Below are 22,696 nucleotides of genomic sequence, written 5' to 3'. Positions count from 1 at the left end.
GTGGTCAGCACGAAGGCTGCCACACCATGCCATCAGATCCTCAAGCCGGCAGGTCAATCTAGGAAGCGTGATTTGCCGAGGCAATCACAGCACTACACACGACCTTGCCAAGCCTGCGTCCCGGCGACGGGACCCCAACAGAGCCGGCCTAACCTGACCGACCCAATCTCATTTCTACTCTCAAGCGGCCACGTGCACGGCGCTCCACCGGAAGTCGGTCGCGTCGATCCACATGCGATGGAGCACGACACCCAGCTTGCGGGCGAGCGCCACCTTCGCGCGCTTCATTCCGCGCCGCCGCGCAACTTTCAGCCCCCACTGTTTGAGGCCGGAGAAGCGCGTCGCCCGCGTCAGCATGATATGTGCTGCTTCGAACAAGGCGGTGCGTACCATGGCGCCGCCAATTTTCGTGACACCGCCATCCCGGTCGGTTTCCCCGGACTGATATTTCTTCGGCGTCAGACCGAAGTATGCGCCGACGGTGCTGGATTTCCCGAAGCGTGTCGGGTCGTCCACTGCCGAGCGGTATGTCAGCGAAACCAGCGCACCGACGCCGGGCACCGACATCAGTCGGTGGCAGATCGCGTCGGCCCGAGCGATCCGGAGCATCTCCCGATGAAGCTTTGTAAACTCGCTCCATAGCGTCGCTCGCGCCGCCAACATTCCGCCGATCACCGTCGAGAGTGTGGCGTGTCCCGCGATCAGGTCCTGGATACGCGCCTCGAACCGCCCCCGGCTGACCTCACCGACCTTCAATCCATAGCCCCGCAAGATGCCGCGGATGCTGAGCTCGACATCGAGCAGCTTGCCCTGGAGGAGCTTACGCCCGACGAGCAACGCTCGTGTGTCCTGGGCCGCTGACGACTTCGCATGGACCGGCCGATACCATCCCATCCGCAGCAGTTGCGCGATGCCCCGCGCATCCTTCCGGTCAGTCTTCACCGTCATCGCTGAAAGCGCCACCTTCACGTGCCGCGTTTCCAGCAAAACCACGTCACGGCCGGCAGCCAAGAGCGCTGCATGCAGCCACTGCGATAGCGGGCCGGCTTCGAGACCGATCCGGGAAACAGGCAATCCGAGCAATTCGAAATACCCAACCAAGGCCTCCGGCTCGCTGACGAGCTTCACCTCGCGAACCACTTTTCCAGTCGTATCGACGACGCACACGTTGCTCTCTTTCAGAGAGACATCGATTCCTGCATAATGCTCCACGGCTGTTCCTCTCATGATGCTTGAGGCCGATCGCTCGAACCTCGTTTCAACAACATCATTCTGAGGGACAGCCACACAGCATGGCTACTCTTGAGACACCGGCCCATTACGGCATCTAGCGCGTGCAACATCAGACCGCCTCACGCTCTTTGGATGCAGCCGGCTGGAGCCCGTGCAGGAAGGCGACGGCGCGCTGCGCATGTGCCGCCGCCGAGAAGATCGCCCGCTTGTCCTCGGCCAGGACCTTGAGCCAGGAATCGAGGTAGCTGACATGGTCCGGCCTCGGCTCCAGCTCCGGCACGATGCCGAGGTCGGCGCAGAGGAAGCAGCTCCCGAGTTCCGCGATGAGTTCCTCGCGGGCGCGTTCGCTCCCGTCCTTGCCATATCGGCTAAGATCGCGGTTCACGCGATGGGACGCCGATGTCCAATGGGTGGCCTCATGGCTGAGGACGGCCACGTAGGATTCCGCATCCCGGAACGTCTGGAACGGCGGCATCTGGATGTGGTCGCTGCCGGGGGAATAGAAGGCGCGATCGCCGCCATGCCGAATCAACGCGCCGGTGTTGGCGAAGAAGCGGTCGGCCGCTTCGATCCGCTCGATCGGATCGCGGACAGGCTCCGCCTTCGCGTAGTAGCGATCCGGCAGCCCGTCGATTTGGGCGACGTTGAACGCGGTGTATGCCTTGAGGAAGGGGATTTCCCGCTCGACCGCGCCACCGTGGCCGTCGGCCTCGGCCTTGGTGAAGCGGCTGGCGAAGACCACCATCGTGCCTGTTTCGCCCTTGCGCACGGCACCCCCGAGCTCAATCGCCTGCTTGAAAGTCATCCAGACCGGCGAGACATAGCCCCGCGCCATGGCCTCGGACCACAGAAGCAGCACGTTCATGCCGGAATACGGCAAGCCATTATGGCGCAATGGCCGGGTTACGCGGCCGATGGCGTTCCCCGAACGCCAGGGCTGCATCCAGGGCCGCACGCCCTTTTCCAGATCCGCGACGATCTGGTCGGTGATCCGCGCGTAAACGTCGACGCGCGGCTTCTCTTCTTTCCTGCTCATATCAACCTCCGAGACGGAGGTCGCGCCGACCGCGACCCCGTCACGGCGGTCCGCCGGCCGGTCGGTTGCTGGCGCTCAGCCGGCCGCCCAGCGACTGGACGATCGCCTTGCTGATCTGCAGCCCGATGCCGATGCCGTCGGGCTTGGTGCTGAAGAACGAATCGAAGATCCGTTTCATCTCTGCCTCGCCGATACCCGGACCGGAATCGGCGACCTCAATGGTCGCCTCGTCCTCCCGCGCAAGGCCGATCACGATGTCAATCCGCCGGTCACCATTCTGCCCAGCCATTGCATCGGCGGCATTGCCGATGAGGTTGACGAAGACCTGCTGCAGTTCCACCCGATTGGCGAGGACCTGGATCGCCCCCGCCGGGCATTCGACCGACAGCGCCGTGTGGCGGGCGGCGAGCTCGCGATCCAGCAGAGCCTTCATCTCGCGCGAAATCTGGCAGAGGTCGACTAGCTCCAGCGGCCGGCTGCCGCGCACCAGCTGCTCGCGCGTGTGCCGGACGATGGCGCTGATGCGCTCCGCATTCTTCACCACCCGCCCGATCGTCTCCATGGCCTGCGCGACCTTCGGCGGATCGGCATCGAGATAGCGCAGCGAGGTCTGCGCATCGATGGTCACCGCCACGATCGGCTGGTTGAGCTCATGGGCGATCGTCGCCGACAGCGCGCCGATGGTCGCCGCCCTGTTGGCGCGGGCCAGCTCATCCTGCGCCGCCAGCACCATTTCATGCGCCTGCACCTGCTCGGTGATATCGACATGGGTGAAAAACGCGGTGGACCAGTCGGCCGGTATGCTCGCCCCCAGAGCCACGGGAATGCGCCGTCCATCACCGGCAATCAGCACGCCGGTCGTGCTGAACTGGCGGCGCCCCTCGAAGATCGCCTGCAATTGCAGAAGTTTGACCTGACGCGCGCCCTCCAGCCGGCTCTCCAGCGGCAAGGCATGCAACGCGGCGGCGCTGGGATAGCCGATCATCCGGACGAAGGCCTGGCTGAACGCCGTGCAGCGAATGCTGTCGAGGCATTGCTCGACGCGCTCCTCATGATGGGTGAGAAAATCATAGAAGTCGCTCACCCCCTGCTGCCGGGCCTCCTCGACCAGCCGCTTCGCCTCGCCGATACACTGTTCGGTGCAGGCGATGTTGAAATGGTCGAACAGCGACTGGAAGCGCAGCTCCGCCCGCTCGGCGAGCGCGGTGCGCTGCTCCACCAGATCCGCCCGCATGGCGTTGAGTTGCACCACTTCTTCATTGGCGCGCATCTGCGCGTCGATATCGACCGCGCCGCAGATCCATTCGGCCTCGCTCGACACGGGATCGACCATCTGGCGCTTGATCAGCAGCAACCACATCTCACTGCCGTCGCTGCGTCGCAGGCGCGCCTGAACGGCCTTCTCGTCATCGCGCGAAACCGGCTCCGCCTGAAACCGCAGCAGCGCCGCGTGGTCGTCGGCGTTGAACAGCGGCAGCCAGTCCGGCATCTGGATGAGATCGGCAGTGCGCCTCCCCGTCAGTGCCGCGAGACGGTCATTGAACAGGCGCACCTGTCCCGCGCCATCCACGGTCCAGAAGATCGCCGGCGCCAGATCGATGAAACGCCGCAGGCGGGTATTGTCGCCATGCAGGAGGGCCACTTCCCGGCGCTCGTCATTTTGCCGACGCAGGAGCACGCCGACGGCCATCACGGTGACGCCGCCGCCCAGCAGGGCGAGAAGGTCCAGCCGCTCGAGCGCTTCGCCAATGGCGAGACGGGACAGGGGCGCCAGCGCGAGAAGTGCCGTCAGGACCGCGAGGCCGGCCAGCGCTCGGCGATCGCCGGAGCCGGCCACGAGCATGAGCGGCAATGCATAGAGCGACGTCACCGCGCCCGCCGCATTCTGCGTGCTGCCGATCGCGAAGATCAGCAGCAGCGCGATCCCGGCAAAGACGATCTGGCCCTGCGATGCGCCCTTGCGGGCCGAGGCGGCATAGGCGGAGGCACCCGGTTCTGAATACATCGGACAAATTCCTGCCGTCCCGGCGCGATGACGGCGCGGGCTGTGGAGGCGGACAAGCGAACGCCGCGGACATGCCGACGCCCCCCCCTGCAGCGAGAGCCGTCGGTGAGAGCTATCGCGTCGGCCGCGGCCGCGCCGGCAGCGCCGCGAGCGCCATGCCGCCCGTGACGAGGATGAGCCCGGCAATGAAGGCCACGCTGAGCTGGCTGCCGAGAAGCACGACCGACGCACCAATGCCGACCAAGGGCACGCCGAGGGTGAAATTCGACATGGCGAACGCCGTGATCCGGCGCCCATATTCCGCCGAGATGACGAAACAGGCGGAGGTCGCGACCGGGCCGATATAGACGAGCAGCTCCAGCAGCCGCGCATCGACGGGTATCGATGTCGGCGGCCCCTCGAGCGCATAGGCGAAGCCGGCCAGCGGCACGGTGGCGATCAGCATCTGCCAGGGCGCGAGCTGGAGCGGCGAGGCGCTCCACTGGTGCCGCCTTATGTGGAGAATGACGGCGGACCAGCAGATCGCCCCGATCAGCAGGAAGCCGGCGCCGACCAGCGTCGCCGGCTTCGACCAGTCCATTTCCAGCGGCGAACAGATGATGGCGATACCGGACATGCCGACCACCAGCGCCAGCAGCTGGCGACGGGTGGGCTGCAGCCGGAACAGCAGCCAGCTCATCGCAACCGCCCAGAGCGGCGTCGTATAGGCGAGCAGGACGGCGCGGCTCGTATCGGTGTGGGTCATCGCGATCATGCCGAGGCCGGTGAAGGCCATCATCTGCAGGAGCCCCATGCTGGCGACGATCGGCCAGTCCGGCCTGCGCGGAAGACGGAGACCGCCCCGGATGCCGACAAAGGCGAACAGGCAGATGGCGGCGGTTCCGAAGCGCAGGGTCGCCAGCCAGAGCGGGGGCACCGTCCCGAGCGCCAGCTTGGTCGCCGGCCAGCTCAGCCCCCAGAGCACGACCATTACCGCCAGCCAGACGAACGTCGCGGTCTGCATTCCCAGCCGCGGCGCGGCGGGTTCCATTGGCGCACAGTCCTGGCAGAGGCTCATGATCAAACTCCTTCGGATCATGGGCGGACTCTATGCGCAAGCCGGCGGAATATCTTATCTTTCTATTTTCCGTTTCCATGCTTATGGGATAGGTGGAAAATCTTGCCGAGAGCCTCCGACATCCTGGACGACGCCAGCCTACGCATCCTCGACGTGCTCCAGGAGAACAGCGAACTGAGCAACGCGGAACTTGCCGAACGTGTCGGCCTGTCTCCCTCGCCCTGCTGGCGCCGGGTGGCGGACATGAAGGCGGAGGGCGTGATACGCGGGGCCGTGGCGCTGGTCGATCCGCTCAAGCTGGGTCTGGCGGTGAACGTGTTCGTCCATGTGACCCTGACCAGGCAGGACAAGGAATCGCTGGAGACCTTCATCCACGCGATCAGCGGCCGGCCCGAGGTCATGGAGTGCTATCTCATGACCGGCGAGGCCGACTTTCTGCTGCGCGTGGTGATCGAGGATCTGATCAAATATCAGGCGCTGATGCTGGACTGCCTGACGCAGATCCCCGGCGTCGCCAATATCCGCTCCAGCTTCGCGCTCAATCAGGTAAAATACATCACCGCGCTTCCGACCCGCCACCTTCATCACCGGTGAACGTCGGGTTGGAAGCGCCCGGTGCGGGTCTCGAGCGCTACCCCGGCGACTGAGGTGGCCTCGTCAAGCCTTCCAGGCGCAAGAGTGCGAAGACATCGATGTTGATCGTATCTTCGGTGCAGACGAACTCGTGCGGCACAGCCCTCAAAAGTGGTCGCCTATCACCGATCCTCTGACGGCGGTACGTCAGCAGCCTGGACCGGTGAGGCATCAAATTGGGCCTTCGGCGGTCCCATGGGGCCACGCCGTCTATTCGGCGCGCGGGCGAGCCCGTCATTCGGAGCGATGCCAAGCACCTGTTGACCCGTTATGATCTCTTTTCCCGAATGGCGAAGCGCCAGCTCAAGTGACGGCCCCCCGAACCAGCTCGAAGACGTCTCCGCTCTTGCCGGCGAGAACGGCCTTGGCCGAATAGAGCGCCGTGCCGAAGATCTGATCCAGCTTCACCTTCGGCGGCATGACCAGCTCGAAGCGGTCGGTTACCACGTCCAGCAATGCCGGCCCCGGTTCGGCAAGCCATTGCTGCGCGGCAGCGTCGAGCCCGGCCGCGTTCTCCACCCGGCGGGCCCAGAAGCCGATGGCTTGCGCGACCTGTGCGAAATCGGGATTGACCAGTTCGGTGAACGATTCCAGCAGTCCCTCCACCTTCTGCTCCAGTTCGACGAAACCAAGCGTGCCGTTGTTGAAGATGCAGACCTTGATGGGCAGTTTTTCCTGCACCGCAGTGAGAAGGTCGCCGAGAAGCATGGCGATTCCGCCATCGCCCGACATCGAGATTACCTGACGTTCCGGGAAGGCCGCCTGCGCGCCGAGCGCCTGCGGCATGGCGTTCGCCATCGTTCCATGGGTGAGCGAGACCAGGGTGCGGTTGGCCCCGGTGGAGGGCACATGGCGCAGGCACCAGACCATGGGCGAGCCGCCATCGGCGGTGTATATCGCGTCACGATTCGCATGGCGTGCGATCGTTTCAGCGAGATACTGCGGATGAATCGGCCGGCCGGCTTGCGCGACGGCGTGCCTGGCCTGCGCGTCCAGTGCCGCGTGCCGGCGCCCAATACAGTCGTCGAGAAACGCTCGATCTGTTTGCTCGTCGACAAGTGGCAGCAGCCGTTCGAGGGTTTCGCGGATCCCGCCGACGACGCCGATATCGACCGGATGACGCCGGCCGAGATGGGTGCCATCGATGTCGATCTGGATGATCTTGGCCTTTGAGGGATAGAATTGCCGCCAGGCGAAATCGCACCCCAGTAGAAGCAGCGTGTCGCACGCCATCAGGGCGTGATAACCGGATTCCGAACCGAAGACTCCCGTCATCCCGACATCGAAGGCGTTGTCGTGCTCGAGGAAGTCCTTGGCGCGCGAGGTGTGGACGACCGGAGCGCCAAGCCGGGAGGCGAGCGCCACGACCTGATCACGAGCGTCTTCGCAACCTGAGCCGCCATAGATGGCAACCCGAGTTCCCGCGTTGAGCGTGGTTGCGATCGCTTCGATTTCTGTTCGCGAAGGGCTGACCTCCGGTTTCGACCGATGGACGGCGAAGTGCGGCTCGTCGGGCGCATCGGCTTGGGAGATATCGGCGGGAACGATCAGCACGGCGACTCCTCGCCGGGCGAGGGCGGCCTGAGCAGCCATGGCGGTTTTGCGGCGGGCTTGGGAAGGCGTGCGGATCTCGTCGCAATACACGCTGCACCCAGTATAGACAGATTTAAAGTCGACCTCCTGTGGGAAGTCGAAGCCAATCTCGTCACGTACGATCTGACCGGCGATCAGCACGACCGGTGCCCGATTGCGATGGCTTTCGTAGAGTCCGTTGATGAAATGTAGACTGCCCGGGCCGCACGAGCCGGCACACGCGCTCAATTCCCCGGTCAGCAGCGCGTCGGCGCCAGCAGCCAGGCCGCCGGCCTCCTCGTGCCGAACATGCACCCAACGTATGTCACTTCTTCTGATCGCATCTGTGACGTAGTTCAGCGTATCTCCGGGAACACCGTAGCAACGCCGAACACCGGCTTGACGAAGAGTATCCACGATGACGTCAGCGACAGTTCGGGACATGGGGCATTCTCCAATCAACCTGCGCGGGATCCGGTAATCTGGTCGACCGCGTGAGTGCGTTCGCGAAGGCGTGTGATGTGGTCGGCCGGCGGCTCATCGGGCGATGGACGTCATCCTTTGGCGTTGCGCGCCATAAAGGTCGCTGGCGTGCCGTCCGTCGGATTGACGAAGATGATGTCGGTGGGCTCGCGTCGCGGCGTATCGACGGACAGGAAAACCAGGGGCTCGGCCAGGATTTCCGGCAGGGCGTGAACCGTTCCGCGCTGAAAAAACAATAAATGTCCCGGCTCGAACTCGGCTTTGGTGCTCTCATTACCCATCCAGAACGTTCCGCGGCCTGATAGGACGTAGAGATATTCGTCGCATGTCGCGTGATAATGTGGCGGCGTGCCTTTGTAGACGCGGAAAACGCGCGCGCTCGCGGCCTCGCGGTCGGTCAGGTACGTGTCGACGAGAAGCGTATCCGAGGTCTCCGGCAGCGCCGCCGCCACCGCACGGACGTCAAAGCGACCGGTGAACGTGTCATCTGACATAGCAAGTCTCTATGTTGCGAGTTGAAAATCGGTTTGTGTCTAGCGCGGCGCCGCGGCCGAGGTTGCTCCGTCGAGCCAGTCCTGGCGCGCGGGCGCAAAGAAATCGATGTCGATCGTATCTTCCGTGCAGACAAATTCGTGCGGCACGTTTGGCGGGATCACCAGTACGGTGCCAGCCGTCATGGTGAACTTCCGCCCCTGCGAATAGACCTCGCAACGCCCCTGAGTGATCCAGGTGATCTGCTCATAGCTGTGGTGATGAAGCGCGAAGACGCCGCCCTTCTTCACCGTCCACTTCACGAAGGTGGACTGCGCACCGCTGAGATACTGCCGCTGGACGAGCGGAGAGATCTGTTCGACGGTCTGCTTGTCAAGTTCGTACAGGGTCGGTGCAACCGCCATATGGCCGCTGACGCCGGGAATGATTCCCCGCCCCGGAGCCTCGGTCACGGCGGGCGGTTCCGAGAGCGTCGGCGCCGGCAAGGTCTGGCCGAAGGCGCCGGCTGCCGGCGACAGTGTGGCGGTCATCAGAAGGGCTCCTGCAAAACAATGGGAAAAATCGCGCATGACGGTGCTTCCTTATCGGCGTTGACAGAACATGCTGGCCCGTCTGGGCATTGCATCCGGAGCACTGCGCCAGATTCGGTCCGTCTCAGCGCTGCGTCGGACGGAGGCCTTCGATTGAGGTGGCGTCGGCCAGAAGTTCCCGCGCGGTGACGACAAGGACTAGCCACGCGCCCGCCAGCAGCGCGACGTCCTTCACGACCAGCCGCCCGGCTCCTGAGAGATAGGGGAATCTGTGCTGCGCATCGCCGAGCGCTGGCACCCATGCCTCGGGCGTGGTCACAAGGAAAGAGAGTGTCACGAAGGGCGTGCCGAAGGCGAGAAACGCTCCGACAAGGCCGATCTTCCGGTTCCATAGCCCTATCACGACCATAGTGCCGATAATCAGTTCCACCGTGCCAAGGCCGCGCGAGAAGCCATAGGTGTTGTTCGACACCTGCCACGCACGCTTGACCGGATCGAGTTCCCCCTCGCGGGTGAGGTGCGCCTTATAGTCCGCCGGATCGGTGTAGAAGAACGACATGAACGGGCTGCTGGCCACGAAGGGCGTGATGCTGTCGGCCTCGTAGGGCGCGAATTTCAGCGCGCCGATCCAGAGGAAGATGATCGCAATGGCGATCTTCATTCCGGCAATCCCGATCACGAACGACATCGGCGCAGCAGCAATCCGTAGGCAAGTGATATAAACGTAGTTCATTTTCCACCACGACATGAGAGGCATTGCTTATAGAATTTCGCCACATCACAACAACCGTGCGGATCTTTAAAATCTCACGGCAATAACATTTACTGGGACGTCCGATGTCACCGCATGTACTTTATGCTTTCGGCATCTCCTCAGGCATACATACCAACGTATGGATGACCTATGACGCGGCATAGCTATGCCCATCCGTGTCTTTCCCTCACGCTTCAGCTCGTAAGAATTGGGAACTTACTCTCGCTGGAGCGTGCAACCCGCGTGGAGCGCTTGCGGGGTTTGCCGGTTTGCCCGCCGGCGGAGGCGTCCGTTTCCACGGAGTGCGGACGGGGAATTATTTGACAGCGAAGGGCGCGAGGCTTCTCGGCAACGGCGCCGATGCACGCGCCTTCCGCGGGTGGACGTGACGCGCAACTGACACAAGGACCATGAGATGAGCACCATCGCCCCCGTGCTGGCGGCTGCCGGCCTCCTGATCGCCTCGCCCCTCGCTTCCGTGGCATCCGCCGCGGAAAGTGCGGGCGCAACACTTCCCGCGGAGGCGACGATCGGCAGCCTCGAACAGGTATTCGCGTTCGAGAGCGGCCCCATGCCGACCGGGATGACGGTGTCGCATGACGGGCGGATCTTCGTGAACTTCCCGCGCTGGGGCGACGACGTGCCCTATACCGTCGGCGAGATCCGCGACGGCAAGGTCGTGGCCTATCCCGATGCCGCCATCAACAAGGCCGACACGTCGAAGCCGGGCAGTTCGCTGCTCAGCGTGCAGAGCGTGGTCGTCGATCCCGCAAACCGGCTGTGGATCCTCGACACGGCCGCGCCAGAATTCGCCGCCCCGATCGCCGGTGGCGCCAAGCTGGTCGCCGTCGATCTCGCCACCAACAAGGTGGTCAAGACCATCGTCTTTCCCGACGGGGTCATCCTCCCCTCGACCTATGTGAACGATGTCCGCTTCGATCTCTCCGCCGGCAAGGAAGGCGTCGCCTACATCACCGACTCCTCGGTGACCGGTCCCGGCGGCATCATCGTGGTCGACCTCGCGACCGGCGAAGCTTGGCGCAAGCTGACCGGGCACTCCTCGACCTCGCCCGATCCCGCCTTCATTCCGGTGGTTGAGGGCGAACGGATGGCGATCCGCCTGAAGGGCGAACCGCCAGCTCCGTTTGCCGTCGCCTCCGACGGCATCGCCATTTCGGCCGATGGTAAGACGCTGTTCTACTGCCCGCTGTCGAGCCGGCACATGTACTCCGTGCCCACCGCCCTCCTGCTCGACCGCGAGGCCGGTGACGCCGCGCTCGCCGCCGCCGTCGTCGACCTCGGCGAGAAGGGCGCGTCGGACGGCATGGAGACCGACGACAAGGGCCGCGTCTATGCCGGCGACTATGAGCGCAACAGCATTCGCCAGCGCCAGCCCGACGGCGAGTGGAAGACCATCGCGCATGATCCGCGCATTCTCTGGCCGGACACGCTCTCCGTCGGCACCGACGGCTACCTCTATTTTACTGCCAATCAGCTGCAGCGCCAGCCGCAGTTTCATGAAGGCCGGGATCTTCGCCAGCATCCATACAGCCTGTTCCGCGTGAAGATCGACGCCGGCCCCGTACTACTGAAGTGATTCTACTGCGCCGTTGCGCTTCAAAGTCCCGAACCAACCATCCACCTCATCTAAAGCGAAAGTTACGCGCAGATGTCACCGACGAATAAACACCTCTTTTCAAGGCGCGGCTTCTGCCTCTGTTGTGTCGTTGCCACCGGTGCCGCCGCGACCGGGGGATGGCTGACCCCTTCCGAGGCCTTCGCCCAGGCAAGGAACCTGGTCGACGTCTTCCGGGACGAGGCCGCAAAGGCCAGGATCACGGTCCACAAGGCCCGCGACAATGTGAGTGTGCTCGAAGGCTCGGGCGGCAATATCGGCCTCATCACCGGATCGGACGGCAAGGTCTTCATCGATGCCGGCATTACCGGGACGCGGCCACGCATCATCGAGGCCGCCAATCGGCTGAGCAAAGAGCCCGTCACCACGCTCATCAATACCCATTGGCACTTCGACCACACCGACGGCAACGAATGGCTGAGCCAGGAAGGGGCGTCCATCATCGCCCAGTCCAACACTCACAAGCGTTTGCTCGCCACGCAGAGGGTCGAGGATTGGGACTTCACGTTCAACCCGGCGGCGCTCGCCGCGATCCCTACGGACGTGTTCGACACTGAAAAGCAGCTCAAGCGGAACGGGAAGACGATCTCGCTGAAGCATTACGGCCCGGCGCATACCGACAGCGACATTTCGGTCGTTATCGGGGAGTCGAATATCCTTCAATGCGGCGACACCTTCTGGAACGGTCTTTACCCCTTCATCGACTATTCGACCGGCGGCAACATCAACGGCATGATCGCCGCGGCGGAAGCTAACCTCGCCACCGCCGACAATGACACCATCGTCATTTCCGGCCACGGCAAGCCTCTCGGCAACAAGGCCGAACTGATTGCCTATCGCGACATGCTGGTCGCGATCCGCGACAACGTCGCCCGGCTGAAGAAGGGCAGCGGCTCGGTCGACGAGGTCATTGCCGCCCGGCCGACCGCTGCCTTCGGAGCAATTTAACCTGCCCATCCGAAAAACGCGATAGGGCACGCTATGATACGCTATCTATTTGATACGCCTAGAAATTCGGTAATTTCGGCACAACAGTCGTATCCGAAGGTTCGCCCTGATTTCCGTCCCGCTGCTTACGCAGTGCTTACGCGAGAAAGGGCGCTGAGGTCGGAGGAAGGCTGTGCCTAAGCTCACGAAAAGGGTCGTCGATGCGGCTGCGGTGCGCGAGAAGGATTACGTCATCTGGGATGACGAGCTGCCCGGATTTGGCCTTCGCGTGTTCGCTTCCGGCAAGCGCAGCTACGTCCTTCAGTATCGAGCTGCCGGTCGTTCGCGACGCTACACCATCGGGCTGCATGGCGTATGGACGCCAGAGACAGCGCGACAGGAAGCCAAAATCCAGTTGGGCCGAATTGCGAACGGAGACAATCCCGCTGAGGAGCGCCAACTCGACCACAAGGCGATTACCGTCAAGGAGTTGTGCAACCTCTATCTCAACGATCTCGAGGCTGGCCTCATCCTTGGTAAGGGCGGTCGTCCAAAGAAGTCGACGACAATTGGAACAGACACTGGCCGAATCCACCGGCACATCATCCCGCTCATCGGCACGCGGCGGGTCAAAGATCTCACAAAGGCCGACATCAACAAGGTCCTGAAGGACATCATGGCCGGAAAGACGCGGGTTTCGGTCAAGACCAAGAAGCTGCGCGGAAAGGCGATCGTCCGCGGTGGCGCGGGAACGGCGACCCGCACTGTCGGTCTCCTCGGTGGCATCCTCACCTATGCCGTCGAGGCCGGCATTATCGAGCGCAATCCGGCGCACGGCATCAAGAAGCCCAAGGACAATGTCCGGAACCGCCGCCTTACAGAGGCGGAGTATCGCACGCTCGGGCAGATGCTGCGCGAGGCGGCGACGATCGAAAAGTACGTCGTCACCGTCGATATCATCCGGCAGATTGCGCTCACCGGCTGCCGCCGCAGCGAGATCATCGGTCTCATGTGGAGCGAGGCAGATACGGACGGAAGTTGCCTGCGCCTGAAGGACAGCAAGGAAGGCGTGTCCATCCGCCCGGTGGGCTTGCCAGTGGTCGAGTTTCTGGAGGAACGGCGCAAGAGTACGACGGGCACGTATGTCTTCTCCGGACAGGACGAGGACAACGCCTTCGGCAGCTTCCCAAACCACTGGGAGCAAATATTCAAGGACTCGCCGTTGTCGGACGTGACACCTCATGTGTTGCGCCATAGCTTTGCCAGCATCGCAAACGATCTGGGGTTCACCGAAGTCACGATCGCCGCCTTGGTCGGGCACGCCAAAGGCTCCGTGACAAGCAAGTACATTCACGCGCTCGATACCGCCCTCATCATGGCTGCGGACACGATCGCGGGATACATCCAAGGTCTTCTCGACGGTATCGAGTTTAAGCAGACGGCCTATGCACTCGATCGGGATTCCCGGAAAGCGCAGCTCGCCCGTTTCCTCCTCAAAGCCGTTGGCGGGCAAGCTGCTGAGAACGAAGGAGAGGAACGCCTTGCTGCCTAGTCTAGACGTACGTGATTGGGCTCGTGAGTTCGAATTTTGAGGTCATTGAGGCCCTCTATCTGGAACTGAAGTAGGAGGTGGATGGCCTTCGCGAGCTTCGCGAGATCACCGGCAGAGCTCAGGAAGACATTGCCACCACTCTCAACATCAAACAGCCTTCTGTGTCCAAGATCGAGAAACAGGCGGACATGTACCTTTCGACGCTCAGAAGCTATGTCGAGGCCCATTCTTGAACTTACGTCTTACCTGACGTTGCGACGAAATAGGTTTTACCAACCCCGCGTCGTTCAAGAATGGCGTTCACCGTTGCCAGCCGCCTTACCTGGGTCGTGGCATCGATCGCAAAGTCGTAGCGAACAGTAACTTGCCGGGGTGGCGCCCAAGCGCCGAATCCTTGATCCAGCACGATCGTCGCGGTACTGCCGTCGGCGAAATCGATATCGAGGTAGCGGCCATGCGGCACATCCATTTGACGCAGGGAAACCCGAACGCCGCGCTGCTTGCCGAACAATTCGATGACCGCTTTCTGATCGGCAGCGTCGCGCCAATCGTGCCAAATTTGCCAAGGATCTCCGCGTACGTCTTTGGGACGCGGTGAACGAGTCTCAATGACGAGGGCGGCCTCCGTAGCGCCAGACTGTGAGAAGATCTGCTTCATCGTGTCGATCAGCAGGCGCGTCACCAAAGGCGAGGACACATAAGAGTCCCGGTAGACTGCCTGTGCGATGCCCGCTTTCGGCCAGCTGCCGCATTTCATCAGCAGTTCGACGATGATCTTGGATGCGCGGGTGCCAAACGTGGCAAGATCGCAGTCGAGTTCCGTGCCGATCTGGCGTAGCTGCGCCCCCGGAGGCGGAAGGAGCGCGTCCAGGTCCACTGCAGCGAATGACATAGCGATCGACGCGCTTCCTCTGACGACGGGGTGGCCGATGGGACGTCCCCACGCAGGGCCGGGGACGCGTGGCTCGGCCTCGCGCGTCGCCCAGATTCGGCTGGAGTCCCCTTCGGTATCGACTATCGCCAGCGCATGCGCGCCGTTCGGAAACGCCGGTGCCTCTGCCGTGGCGAGCCCAACATTGTGTTGCAACGCGAAGTCACGAAGGCCGAGCTTTTCCGCCGGGGTAAGTGTAGCGAGGAGCGCCGGCGCGAGTGCGAGCTGCGTACCATGACCACGCTTCCGCCAATCCAGCAGTTCTGCGGCGAGGGGCCAATCCTGGAAGGCGGCGGGGTTGCTCCGGTCGGGCAGGAAGACAGTCAGGGTCGAACGTGCGGAAAGGCGGAGTTCACGGTCAATCTCGTCGAGCGGCGCGAGGGACAGGCCAGCGCCATCGACGAAGCGCTCGTCCGGGCCGAGCTCGTCCGGGAATTTGAGATGCGTCCGAAGAAATGCCAGCGCTGCGGTTCGGTCGAGCTCATCCTTGCCGCCAGGCGCGTCGGAGGTGAGCACACATGCCGCGCAAGCCTTTTCACATCCGGGCGTTTCGCAATCGAGTATCTGCTCGGCGCGGCGGATGACCGGGCGCATCAGATGCTCAAACGACACCGCGAAGCCGGCGCCGCCGGCGGCCCGATCGAATAGGAACAAAGACACGGCCGGTGCCCCGAGCGCATTCTGGCTCTGGCCGACGGCGAAGCCCATTTCGTCAGCCTCGACGCCGAGTTCCTGGGCAAGCGCCTCCCGCAGCGCGATCACGAGCGCATTGGCGCCGGCCCGGCGCAACGTGTGCCGCGGCTGAAGTTCGAAGACGTCGGTTGTGATTTCCAGGCCGAGCGCGAGGTTACGCTTGATGCTGAAAGGCTTGTCGTTGCCCGGGCACAGGTCTTGGCCCTTCCGGTAACGCAGCGGCTTGTGGTCGACGAGCGCCGGCAGGGGTGACGACAGCCCGCGATTGTCGCTATCGGCTTCGGCCCGGCCGCACTGGAGACAGATCGCGTAGCCGGAGCCGCCCGGCCCGCCGCGATTGGAATAGTAGACCAGGCCCTCGCGGCTGCACCGGTAACGCCCGAGCTCAGGCACTGGTAGACTTTGCCACGCCACATCACGCGTGGAGACAACCGGATCTTCCGGTGGAACGTAGGAGAGGGTATCGGTAAAGGAGAGCAGTCGGCGCCCTGCGGAAGGAAGCTTCTCACCTGCCTCAGCCTTGGCGGGCTCTACACCTTCGAGCAGGATCGGGGCCGCGTTACCGAGGATGAAGGGCGCGCCGAAGCGGAGCGGCCGGATCAGCTCGGGACCTTGGCGTCCCGTCGGGCTGCAGTGCGGGCAAACGCGCGGTCCGTGGTGCTCCTCGTACCGGAGCGACAGCCCACCATCGCCTGGCCCGTCGGCAACGCGCCAGCCGGCCTTTTCGTCGAGCCAGAAACCCCGGGCGGCTGGGGTCGGATTGGCTGCAAAAAGGCGGTCCCAGGCGGGGACGTCCTCCTGTTGCGCTGCGTCGTCTTCGGCGTCATCCGCATCTTCCGGCCCACCATCGTTCTCGCGGGCGCTGTCGAAGGCGAACTCATCCCGCGGCGGATTGCGCAGCGGCGCCGCCAGGCGTGGACCTGCCTCGACCCCCTGCAGGAAGGCCTCACCGCATTCAAAACAGCTGACCACCTCCAGGACCGGCGCGCCGCAGGATGGGCATTCGTCGGCGCGCTCCGGGAGGATGCGGCCAAAGGGCCAGTCCGGCGGCCTTTGCGAGCAGGCCGGATTGATGCAGCTCCAAATGCCGGGAACGGCGCGCTCAAAGGCATGAAGCCGGATCGGCGCGAGACGTTCTTCCTCCATATCGGCAGGATTCCGCGCCGCGCGCGACATCGCAAAGATGAGATCGGCCGCATCGACACCGTATGTCTTCGCGGGCGCGTCAAAGTCCGCGAGTGCCACGCTGCCATCGAACAACCACTCGACGAGCCGCCACGTGTTCGGGTCGCGGCCGAGAATATCGTAAAGCACGGCCGGCTCTGCGGCGCGGATGTCGACAGGCGAACGGACGTGAGCGCCCTCAGGGCGCCGCGGCATCCGGCGCCGCCCCTCGATGACGTGGACGCGATCGTCCGGAATGCCGGCGACGTCGGCGAGGAAGCGCTGAAGCTGCTGGCGCACATTCTCGCCCGAGCCAATGGTGGCCGAGGTGGCGACGAAGCGAACCTCTTCCGGCTTCACGGAAAAGGCGAGCATGACGCGCCGCAGTAGCAACGCGATTTCGGCCGCCGCCGCACCGACCAACGAATGGGCCTCGTCGAGCACGATCCATTTCAACTTGCCCTGCGAGGCGTCGATAATCGGCCGGTCTTCGGCGCGGGCCAGCATGTATTCAAGCATGGTGATGTTGGTGACAAGAAGCGGCGGCGGGCTGGCGCGCAGCCGCTCCCGGTCGATGACCTCTTCCGGCGTGCGGCGGCGTTCCGACTCCTTTGCGGCGCGCGGCAAATCGCCATTGTAGAGGCAATAGCGAACCCTGCCGCCGAAAGGCTGCGTCCAGGCAGAGAGTCGTTCGCGCTGGCTCTCGATCAGCGCATTGAGGGGATAGAGCATAATCGCCTGCACGCCTTCGAGCGGCTCGCGTCGCCCCTGCGCCTGCGTGACCAGGTCGCTCAGGATCGGAAAGAGAAAGCATTCCGTTTTTCCGGATCCCGTGCCCGAGGTGACCAACACCGACTGGGGTTCGGCTTCCGCAAGCAGGCGCCAGGCATCGGCCTGGTGGAGGAATGGCTTGCGGGTGCGCGGAAAGCGATAGTCGTGGCCCGCGGGCAGACTGTCCAACGCCGCCACCAGGTCAGGGTGCAGGAGGGGGCCAGCGAGCGCCGCCATCGTCGCGGCGGCAGTGACGAACGGGTGCGCGCCTTCGAGCACCGGCTCCTGAAGCATGGCGCCGATCGCCGGATTGTCGCCGCCAAGGAGGGTGCGCAAATGCCGCCGGAGCCCTTCATGCGCAAGCCCCGATTGCGCAATCACCGCCTCGGCGCTTCGCCGCTTTACTTCATTCAGAACCTCGAATGGTGTCATGTCACGCTCAACTGTAGAATTTTAGGAGATGAGGCCAGGCGCCCGACGCGTATGTCGGGTCTTCGCGGAGCGTCCGGCGGGCGATCAAGGCCTGTTCGCGGTCGAGCACGAGTTTTTCGCGGGCACTTGCGGCGAGCAGGACAGGAGCAAAGAGGCGGGCAAAATCCGCGTGGGATTTCGTTTCGATTTCGGGCGGAAGCTTCAGCCCGATCGAAGCGAGGCGCGCCGCGAGATCGTTGGGCGCATCGCCGCCCCGCTGGTGCTGGTCCCGGATGTAACCGCTCGTCAAATCCCGGAGCGATGGACTACCGGTCGCCTGACCTATCGGCAGTCCGGCCATGGCGAAGATGGTTTCGAGGGCAGGCTCCAGCGCAATGAGGTCGCCACACACGCCGCGCAGCCACGCCATCGCCTCGTCCATGGCCTTCTCCCGGCCAAGAGCGCCTTCCAGCGCGCTGGTTAAGGCGGTGCATTGGCGATCCATCGCTGACCACCAGACGCGGAGCGGCAGGGCTAACCACAGGAATGGCAGTTCATTCTGCAATGACCATACGATGCTGCGTTCTCCCGCATCGCGGGCGCTGAGCAGCAGGTGAATAAGGGTTTCCGCGCTCGAAGGCAGCAGCTTCAAGGCATCGAAGGCGCTTGCCGGAAGGCCGTTCAGATTGGTGGCGGCGTCACGCAACCACTTGAGGTCTTCTGCCCCGGCCTCGCCGCGTCCGAGCCGGGCGAGCGAGTCGAGGACCGCGCGCTGTCGTTCCTCGTAGTCTGTCATCGCCAAGGCCGAAACCAGAACACCGGCATAGACATCGGGCGCGCCCGGCTGCGCAACCGGGAGGGGCCGCGAAACAACATCGACGCCGTCGCGCAGATAGACGAGGCAAGGTCCCTTGCACCGCTCCGGGAGCCACCACATCCCGTCCTCGGCATATTCCAATGCGTGCTCGTGTCGGGGATCCAGGATCATGCGCGCCACGGGCGCGGTGCCGGAGGGGGCTGAAGGGGGAAGCCAGCGCACCATGATGCCGTCGCGCGCAAGTTGGTCGTAACGGTAGCGGCTTATGCGGATCGGCGGCCGTGAATCGCCGATGAAATCGATCTCTACCAAATCATCCTGATTGGGCAGCGTGGCGAGCGTCTCATCGATCGCGCCGCGCAGGATGCCAAGGGGGAGTTCGCCATCGACGACGGTCTTGATGCCTGACTTGGAACCCTTCGCGCCAAGATGAAAGACCGCCCGGCGAGGTGACACGGCGACCGCGCCCCGCAACGCGCCGATATCGATCTGCCGGCCGGGCGGGAGGATGGCGCCATCCGCCAGTGCGATAACGGCGTCGCGGCCGATAAGCGGAACGATCACGTCGAAGGATTGTCCCCCCGGCGGCCGCAAAGTCAGTGGCAGCCGATACACAGGGCGTCCGGTGAGCCGCTCCGTCCGCGTGGAGGCAAGCCGGGAGGATGCGGAGAGGCTTTCGCTTGTCGTGCCCGGGCAAGAGCAGCCCGTCGCCCCGACGCATTGGAGCTTCGGCCAGTTGTGCAGCCTTGTTGGCGCACCCGCAACGTACATGCGCCAGCTTCCCGCGCCGCTCGCAGGCATCAACCTGCAGCACGGCTTGCTGTCGCATCGCGCCGAGCTTGTGAAGATGCTGGAGGCTGAAGACGGCCGCATCGAGCTTCGCGCCGTGACCGGCCCGGATTATGGCCGCATCTGGGACCATGAGCTTGTCGCCGCCGTGATGAAGATCGCGGGCGACGGCACGGGTAGCACCATGTGGAAGGTGCCGGGCGTGCTGGATTGGGCGACCATGACGCACAATCCCTTCGTGGACGTGACCAAGGACACGACCACCCTCTACGCCAGCGACCGCGACGTGTTCCTGTTCTTAGTGGATGACACGCATCCCATCGAGGCCGGACGCCTGCCGAACGGAGAGCCGGATTTGTATTTCCGAGGCTTCTATTGCTGGAACAGCGAAGTCGGATCGAAGACCTTGGGAATCGCGAGCTTCTACCTGCGCGCCGTGTGCATGAACCGCAATCTTTGGGGCGCGGACGGCTTCGAGGAAATCACCATCCGGCACAGCAAGTTCGCCGCGCAGCGCTTCGCCCATGAAGCGGCCCCGGCGCTGACCAGCTTTGCCAATTCCTCGCCCGCGCCGTTCGTCGCCGGCATCAAGGCGGCGCGAGAGAAGATCGTCGCCCGCACCGACGAGGACCGCGAAAGTTTCCTGCGCAAGCGCGGGTTCAGCAAGGCCGAGACCGGCAAGATCATCGAGACCGTCTTGCAGGAGGAAGGCCGCCCTCCGGAAAGCATCTTCGATTTCGTGCAGGGCATGACCGCGCATGCCCGCACCAAGGCGCATCAGGATACGCGCCTTGAACTGGAGGGGAAGGCGAAGACGCTGCTGGAGAAGGCAGTGTAATCAGCAAAGCCGCGTAGCCGGAAATCCGGCTGCGCGGTTTTCCGCGTCAGGAAATTTCCGCCGATCCGTAAATCCGGATCGGCGGCGCAGCCCCGCCCTGGATGGCGCAGCCGGCGCTCGCCGGGCTGCGCCCGGCTCGCGATAAAAAGGCAGCACGGTTGCGACAGAAGGCGATGCGACGACACCCTGGCACGAACGATCACTTGATCGCCTTGTCCATTGTGTAGCCCGTCGGGCCATCCGGCCACGGGCGTCCGCCGGTGAGATCGATAGCGGTCCGAATCAGTTGCCGTCACAGTCCGTCAGAATGAGCCGCAGAAACACGATTATGGGTGGCGTTCGCCCAAAGAACGATTATTATCATCGTAGTTCTCGCTTGTACGCTGCGATCTGTGGCGGTGGTCCTGTTCATGATCACCGCCCGTCAGTCGCGGGCCGCACGAGCGTTGCTTGGTTGGAATCAGGAGACGCTCGCCGACAAGGCCCGGGTATCTTTGACCGCGCTCAGACGCCTGGAGTCCGAGAATGGGCTACGCGTCTACGAGTCCACGCGAGATCAGGTCCGACGGGCGCTGGAGGGTAACGGCATCGTCTTCATGACGACCGATAAGGGAGAGGGTGTGATGGTCATGCGCGATGTCGCACCGGAGGTTAAGCGGCGCTGATTGCGACCGGCTACATCCAACCCTTTGTGCAGGTCGCGGTAGGGAGCAAAAGCATCATTTTGCCGTCGACCTACCCGACGCCATGGGATGTTCATACTTCGCCCAATGACAGATATAGATTTTCCCGGTCGGGGATAAGGGAATGAAAAAGCCAGGGTTCCTGGATCAGCCACCGGAGAGCGCCGAGCTGACCGACTATGATCGTGCGCATATGAAGGAGTATATGCGCGTGCTTGACGCTGCCACTGACGGAGCCGACTGGCGCGAGGCGGTCAGTGTCATTTTCGGAATCGACCCAGATGTTGAGCTGGAGCGCGCCCGGCGTGTCCACGACAGCCATCTTGCTCGCGCTCGCTGGATGACCGAGCACGGCTATCGCCAACTTCTGCGTAAGGGCCGCCACTAGTACGCGGGGGTGCGCGGAACGCAACACATGGCGCCTCTGCAACGTCTTCCCGACCGGCTTAATCTTGAGGCACGCTGCGCGCCCCGTTGCGGCATGAGGAAGGATGATGACGCCTGACATATCGCGCTGGCGGTCCGCGAAAAGTTACGAATACCTGGACGCCCTTGATTCTCCCGATCTCGCCTGGGAATGGCTCAGGCGCAATACCGAGTACCAAAAGGACTATGCACAGGCGGATCGTCCTTCCCTGAAACGCGAACTGCGGCGCAAGTGGGGATTGCAGTTTTTTCGTCCCGCCGTCGCTGAATGCTGGAGAGAGTCCCGTGTTCTGGTCCGCCGACGCGGACACCAGCACCGTGTTGCTCGCACAGATGCCCATCATTCTGCCGGCGGCCGGCAATCTTTATCCCGCGCTGCGCGAACCACCCGCGCCCTCGGACGACGAGGGCACGCATTTTTTGTTCGAGGCCGGTGGTCAGACGATCCGGGTCGTTCGGCTCGCCGGCGTGTCGCCTGACATTCCTCTCGCGGCACTCGTGCCGCTCGACGCTGATGGCTTCGACAGGATGGAGGGGATCGGCCGCCTTCTGCGCGCCCTGCAGGGACGCACGATCCCTCACGATCAACGGCTCACGCCGCAACAGAAGCGTCGCCACCGGTTCATGCTCCAGGCTACTGACGGGCGCATGAACGGCGCGACTTATCGCGACATTGCTCGCGTCATCTTCGGCGTCGACCGTGTCGCGGCCGAGCCTTGGAAAACCTCCGCGCTTCGCGATGCCACGACAGCCTTGGTCAAGGACGGGTTGGCGATGATCGCCGGCGGCTATCGCACGCTGCTGCGCCATCGCCGCCGAAGTTGACGCCGGCCCGCTGGCTGCCACCGAGGGGTGAGAAATAGCGCCCCCTAAATTCCCCCTCCCTCCGCGCGATCGATCTTCGCCACCGTGATCACCGTCCGCCGCTTTCGACCTGCGGCCACACGGAACGCCACGGAGGCCGATCCATGCGACCTGATTTAGCCCATATCCCGCCACGCTTCCTGCGGACCAAGGAGGCGGCCGAGTTCCTCAGCCTGTCCGCCCGCACGCTCGAGAAGCATCGCACCTATGGGACCGGGCCGGCCTATCGGAAGCTCGGCGGTCGCGTCGTCTACGCCATCGACGATCTCGCCGCCTGGGCAGAGCGCGGCGCTGTTACGTCGACCTCCGACCCACGCGGCTCCGTTCTGCCTGCCAAGCGTCACGGCGCGACACCGGCGGCGCACGCAAGTCACCACCGCCGCTGATCGCCGGATCTCC

At 63.7% G+C, this 22,696-nt stretch carries 19 protein-coding genes and 1 pseudogene; 10 read left to right on the top strand and 10 right to left on the bottom strand.

The genetic code is table 11. The features are described from left to right. Positions 1 to 180 precede the first annotated feature (180 nt). The 4 genes from KIO76_RS29615 to KIO76_RS29600 all read right to left on the bottom strand — a co-directional run bounded on the left by KIO76_RS29615 (position 181) and on the right by KIO76_RS29600 (position 5,331). The gene (locus tag KIO76_RS29615; RefSeq protein ID WP_213327273.1) at positions 181 to 1,212 is read right to left on the bottom strand and encodes an IS110 family RNA-guided transposase; all 1,032 of its coding nucleotides are present in this window, start codon (positions 1,210 to 1,212) and stop codon (positions 181 to 183) included. A 130-nt stretch (positions 1,213 to 1,342) separates the two neighbouring features. Continuing rightward, the gene (locus tag KIO76_RS29610; protein ID WP_213327272.1) at positions 1,343 to 2,269 is read right to left on the bottom strand and encodes an ArdC family protein; all 927 of its coding nucleotides are present in this window, start codon (positions 2,267 to 2,269) and stop codon (positions 1,343 to 1,345) included. A 40-nt stretch (positions 2,270 to 2,309) separates the two neighbouring features. Continuing rightward, on the bottom strand, positions 2,310 to 4,112 hold the full coding sequence (locus tag KIO76_RS29605) for a PAS domain-containing sensor histidine kinase (protein ID WP_213327271.1): 1,803 nt from the start codon (positions 4,110 to 4,112) through the stop codon (positions 2,310 to 2,312). Positions 4,113 to 4,386: 274 nt separating this feature from the next. Next, complete coding sequence (locus KIO76_RS29600; RefSeq protein ID WP_249730239.1) at positions 4,387 to 5,331, bottom strand: DMT family transporter; 945 nt, start codon at positions 5,329 to 5,331, stop codon at positions 4,387 to 4,389. Between the two features lie 102 nt (positions 5,332 to 5,433). Here KIO76_RS29600 and KIO76_RS29595 point away from each other — a divergent pair, with 102 nt between their 5' ends. After that, complete coding sequence (locus KIO76_RS29595) at positions 5,434 to 5,925, top strand: Lrp/AsnC family transcriptional regulator (protein WP_249730238.1); 492 nt, start codon at positions 5,434 to 5,436, stop codon at positions 5,923 to 5,925. A 342-nt stretch (positions 5,926 to 6,267) separates the two neighbouring features. On the opposite strand, the gene KIO76_RS29590 is transcribed toward KIO76_RS29595, so the two are convergent. The 4 genes from KIO76_RS29590 to rclC form a co-directional block, all read right to left on the bottom strand. After that, positions 6,268 to 7,980 carry a thiamine pyrophosphate-dependent enzyme gene (locus KIO76_RS29590; RefSeq protein WP_213327269.1) on the bottom strand — a complete coding sequence of 571 codons (1,713 nt, stop codon included), beginning with the start codon at positions 7,978 to 7,980 and terminating at the stop codon, positions 6,268 to 6,270. 110 nt (positions 7,981 to 8,090) lie between these two features. After that, positions 8,091 to 8,513 (bottom strand): cupin domain-containing protein, encoded by a 423-nt coding sequence (locus KIO76_RS29585; protein ID WP_213327268.1) that lies wholly within the window; start codon positions 8,511 to 8,513, stop codon positions 8,091 to 8,093. 39 nt (positions 8,514 to 8,552) lie between these two features. Continuing rightward, entirely contained in the window at positions 8,553 to 9,041 is a 489-nt protein-coding gene (locus KIO76_RS29580) for a cupin domain-containing protein (RefSeq protein WP_249730237.1), read from the bottom strand. A 124-nt stretch (positions 9,042 to 9,165) separates the two neighbouring features. Next, positions 9,166 to 9,729 (bottom strand): reactive chlorine resistance membrane protein RclC, encoded by a 564-nt coding sequence (rclC, locus tag KIO76_RS29575; protein ID WP_213327411.1) that lies wholly within the window; start codon positions 9,727 to 9,729, stop codon positions 9,166 to 9,168. A 481-nt stretch (positions 9,730 to 10,210) separates the two neighbouring features. On the opposite strand from rclC, the gene KIO76_RS29570 reads away from it, so the two are divergent. From KIO76_RS29570 to KIO76_RS29560, 3 genes are all read left to right on the top strand, one after another. Next, complete coding sequence (locus KIO76_RS29570; RefSeq protein ID WP_213327266.1) at positions 10,211 to 11,392, top strand: L-dopachrome tautomerase-related protein; 1,182 nt, start codon at positions 10,211 to 10,213, stop codon at positions 11,390 to 11,392. 72 nt (positions 11,393 to 11,464) lie between these two features. After that, positions 11,465 to 12,379 carry an MBL fold metallo-hydrolase gene (locus tag KIO76_RS29565; RefSeq protein ID WP_213327265.1) on the top strand — a complete coding sequence of 305 codons (915 nt, stop codon included), beginning with the start codon at positions 11,465 to 11,467 and terminating at the stop codon, positions 12,377 to 12,379. Between the two features lie 172 nt (positions 12,380 to 12,551). Beyond that, a complete protein-coding gene (locus KIO76_RS29560; protein WP_213327264.1) occupies positions 12,552 to 13,910 on the top strand; it encodes a tyrosine-type recombinase/integrase in 1,359 nt (452 codons plus the stop codon). Positions 13,911 to 14,145: 235 nt separating this feature from the next. Here KIO76_RS29560 and KIO76_RS29550 read toward each other — a convergent pair whose 3' ends face one another. Beyond that, positions 14,146 to 17,901: a DEAD/DEAH box helicase gene (locus KIO76_RS29550; protein WP_213327262.1), complete on the bottom strand. Its 3,756-nt coding sequence runs from the start codon at positions 17,899 to 17,901 to the stop codon at positions 14,146 to 14,148. A 7-nt stretch (positions 17,902 to 17,908) separates the two neighbouring features. Next, positions 17,909 to 19,312 carry an STY4851/ECs_5259 family protein gene (locus KIO76_RS29545; RefSeq protein ID WP_291977549.1) on the bottom strand — a complete coding sequence of 468 codons (1,404 nt, stop codon included), beginning with the start codon at positions 19,310 to 19,312 and terminating at the stop codon, positions 17,909 to 17,911. A gap of 13 nt (positions 19,313 to 19,325) precedes the next feature. On the opposite strand from KIO76_RS29545, the pseudogene KIO76_RS29540 reads away from it, so the two are divergent. The 6 genes and pseudogenes from KIO76_RS29540 to KIO76_RS29520 all read left to right on the top strand — a co-directional run. Beyond that, positions 19,326 to 20,324 (top strand): annotated as a pseudogene (locus KIO76_RS29540) (DUF932 domain-containing protein); the annotation flags it as partial. 410 nt (positions 20,325 to 20,734) lie between these two features. Continuing rightward, a complete protein-coding gene (locus tag KIO76_RS29535) occupies positions 20,735 to 20,989 on the top strand; it encodes a helix-turn-helix domain-containing protein (RefSeq protein WP_213327259.1) in 255 nt (84 codons plus the stop codon). A gap of 142 nt (positions 20,990 to 21,131) precedes the next feature. Continuing rightward, on the top strand, positions 21,132 to 21,395 hold the full coding sequence (locus KIO76_RS29530; protein ID WP_213327258.1) for a DNA -binding domain-containing protein: 264 nt from the start codon (positions 21,132 to 21,134) through the stop codon (positions 21,393 to 21,395). A 103-nt stretch (positions 21,396 to 21,498) separates the two neighbouring features. Further along, complete coding sequence (locus KIO76_RS31245; RefSeq protein WP_349629441.1) at positions 21,499 to 21,912, top strand: transcriptional regulator domain-containing protein; 414 nt, start codon at positions 21,499 to 21,501, stop codon at positions 21,910 to 21,912. Beyond that, on the top strand, positions 21,809 to 22,258 hold the full coding sequence (locus tag KIO76_RS29525; RefSeq protein WP_249730252.1) for a DUF2285 domain-containing protein: 450 nt from the start codon (positions 21,809 to 21,811) through the stop codon (positions 22,256 to 22,258). The genes KIO76_RS31245 and KIO76_RS29525 overlap by 104 nt, the downstream gene beginning before the upstream one ends. Before the next feature lie 143 nt (positions 22,259 to 22,401). Then, positions 22,402 to 22,683, top strand: coding sequence for a helix-turn-helix transcriptional regulator (locus tag KIO76_RS29520; protein WP_213327257.1), 282 nt, complete (start codon positions 22,402 to 22,404; stop codon positions 22,681 to 22,683). Positions 22,684 to 22,696: the final 13 nt, after the last annotated feature.

Source organism: Chelatococcus sp. YT9 (genome assembly GCF_018398315.1).
GTDB lineage: Bacteria > Pseudomonadota > Alphaproteobacteria > Rhizobiales > Beijerinckiaceae > Chelatococcus.
The sequence above is the reverse complement of the archived record's forward strand: the minus strand, read 5'-3'. Positions and strand labels throughout refer to the sequence as shown.

What these genes read in the sequence shown, in the direction of transcription:
- KIO76_RS29610 (WP_213327272.1), bottom strand. Translation starts at nt 2,269, where the DNA reads ATGAGCAGGAAAGAAGAGAAGCCGCGCGTCGACGTTTACGCGCGGATC.
- KIO76_RS29605 (WP_213327271.1), bottom strand. Translation starts at nt 4,112, where the DNA reads ATGCTCGTGGCCGGCTCCGGCGATCGCCGAGCGCTGGCCGGCCTCGCG.
- KIO76_RS29600 (WP_249730239.1), bottom strand. Translation starts at nt 5,331, where the DNA reads ATGAGCCTCTGCCAGGACTGTGCGCCAATGGAACCCGCCGCGCCGCGG.
- KIO76_RS29590 (WP_213327269.1), bottom strand. Translation starts at nt 7,980, where the DNA reads ATGTCCCGAACTGTCGCTGACGTCATCGTGGATACTCTTCGTCAAGCC.
- KIO76_RS29585 (WP_213327268.1), bottom strand. Translation starts at nt 8,513, where the DNA reads ATGTCAGATGACACGTTCACCGGTCGCTTTGACGTCCGTGCGGTGGCG.
- KIO76_RS29580 (WP_249730237.1), bottom strand. Translation starts at nt 9,041, where the DNA reads ATGACCGCCACACTGTCGCCGGCAGCCGGCGCCTTCGGCCAGACCTTG.
- rclC (WP_213327411.1), bottom strand. Translation starts at nt 9,729, where the DNA reads ATGTCGTTCGTGATCGGGATTGCCGGAATGAAGATCGCCATTGCGATC.
- KIO76_RS29570 (WP_213327266.1), top strand. Translation starts at nt 10,211, where the DNA reads ATGAGCACCATCGCCCCCGTGCTGGCGGCTGCCGGCCTCCTGATCGCC.
- KIO76_RS29565 (WP_213327265.1), top strand. Translation starts at nt 11,465, where the DNA reads ATGTCACCGACGAATAAACACCTCTTTTCAAGGCGCGGCTTCTGCCTC.
- KIO76_RS29550 (WP_213327262.1), bottom strand. Translation starts at nt 17,901, where the DNA reads ATGACACCATTCGAGGTTCTGAATGAAGTAAAGCGGCGAAGCGCCGAG.
- KIO76_RS29535 (WP_213327259.1), top strand. Translation starts at nt 20,735, where the DNA reads ATGATCACCGCCCGTCAGTCGCGGGCCGCACGAGCGTTGCTTGGTTGG.
- KIO76_RS29530 (WP_213327258.1), top strand. Translation starts at nt 21,132, where the DNA reads ATGAAAAAGCCAGGGTTCCTGGATCAGCCACCGGAGAGCGCCGAGCTG.
- KIO76_RS31245 (WP_349629441.1), top strand. Translation starts at nt 21,499, where the DNA reads ATGATGACGCCTGACATATCGCGCTGGCGGTCCGCGAAAAGTTACGAA.
- KIO76_RS29520 (WP_213327257.1), top strand. Translation starts at nt 22,402, where the DNA reads ATGCGACCTGATTTAGCCCATATCCCGCCACGCTTCCTGCGGACCAAG.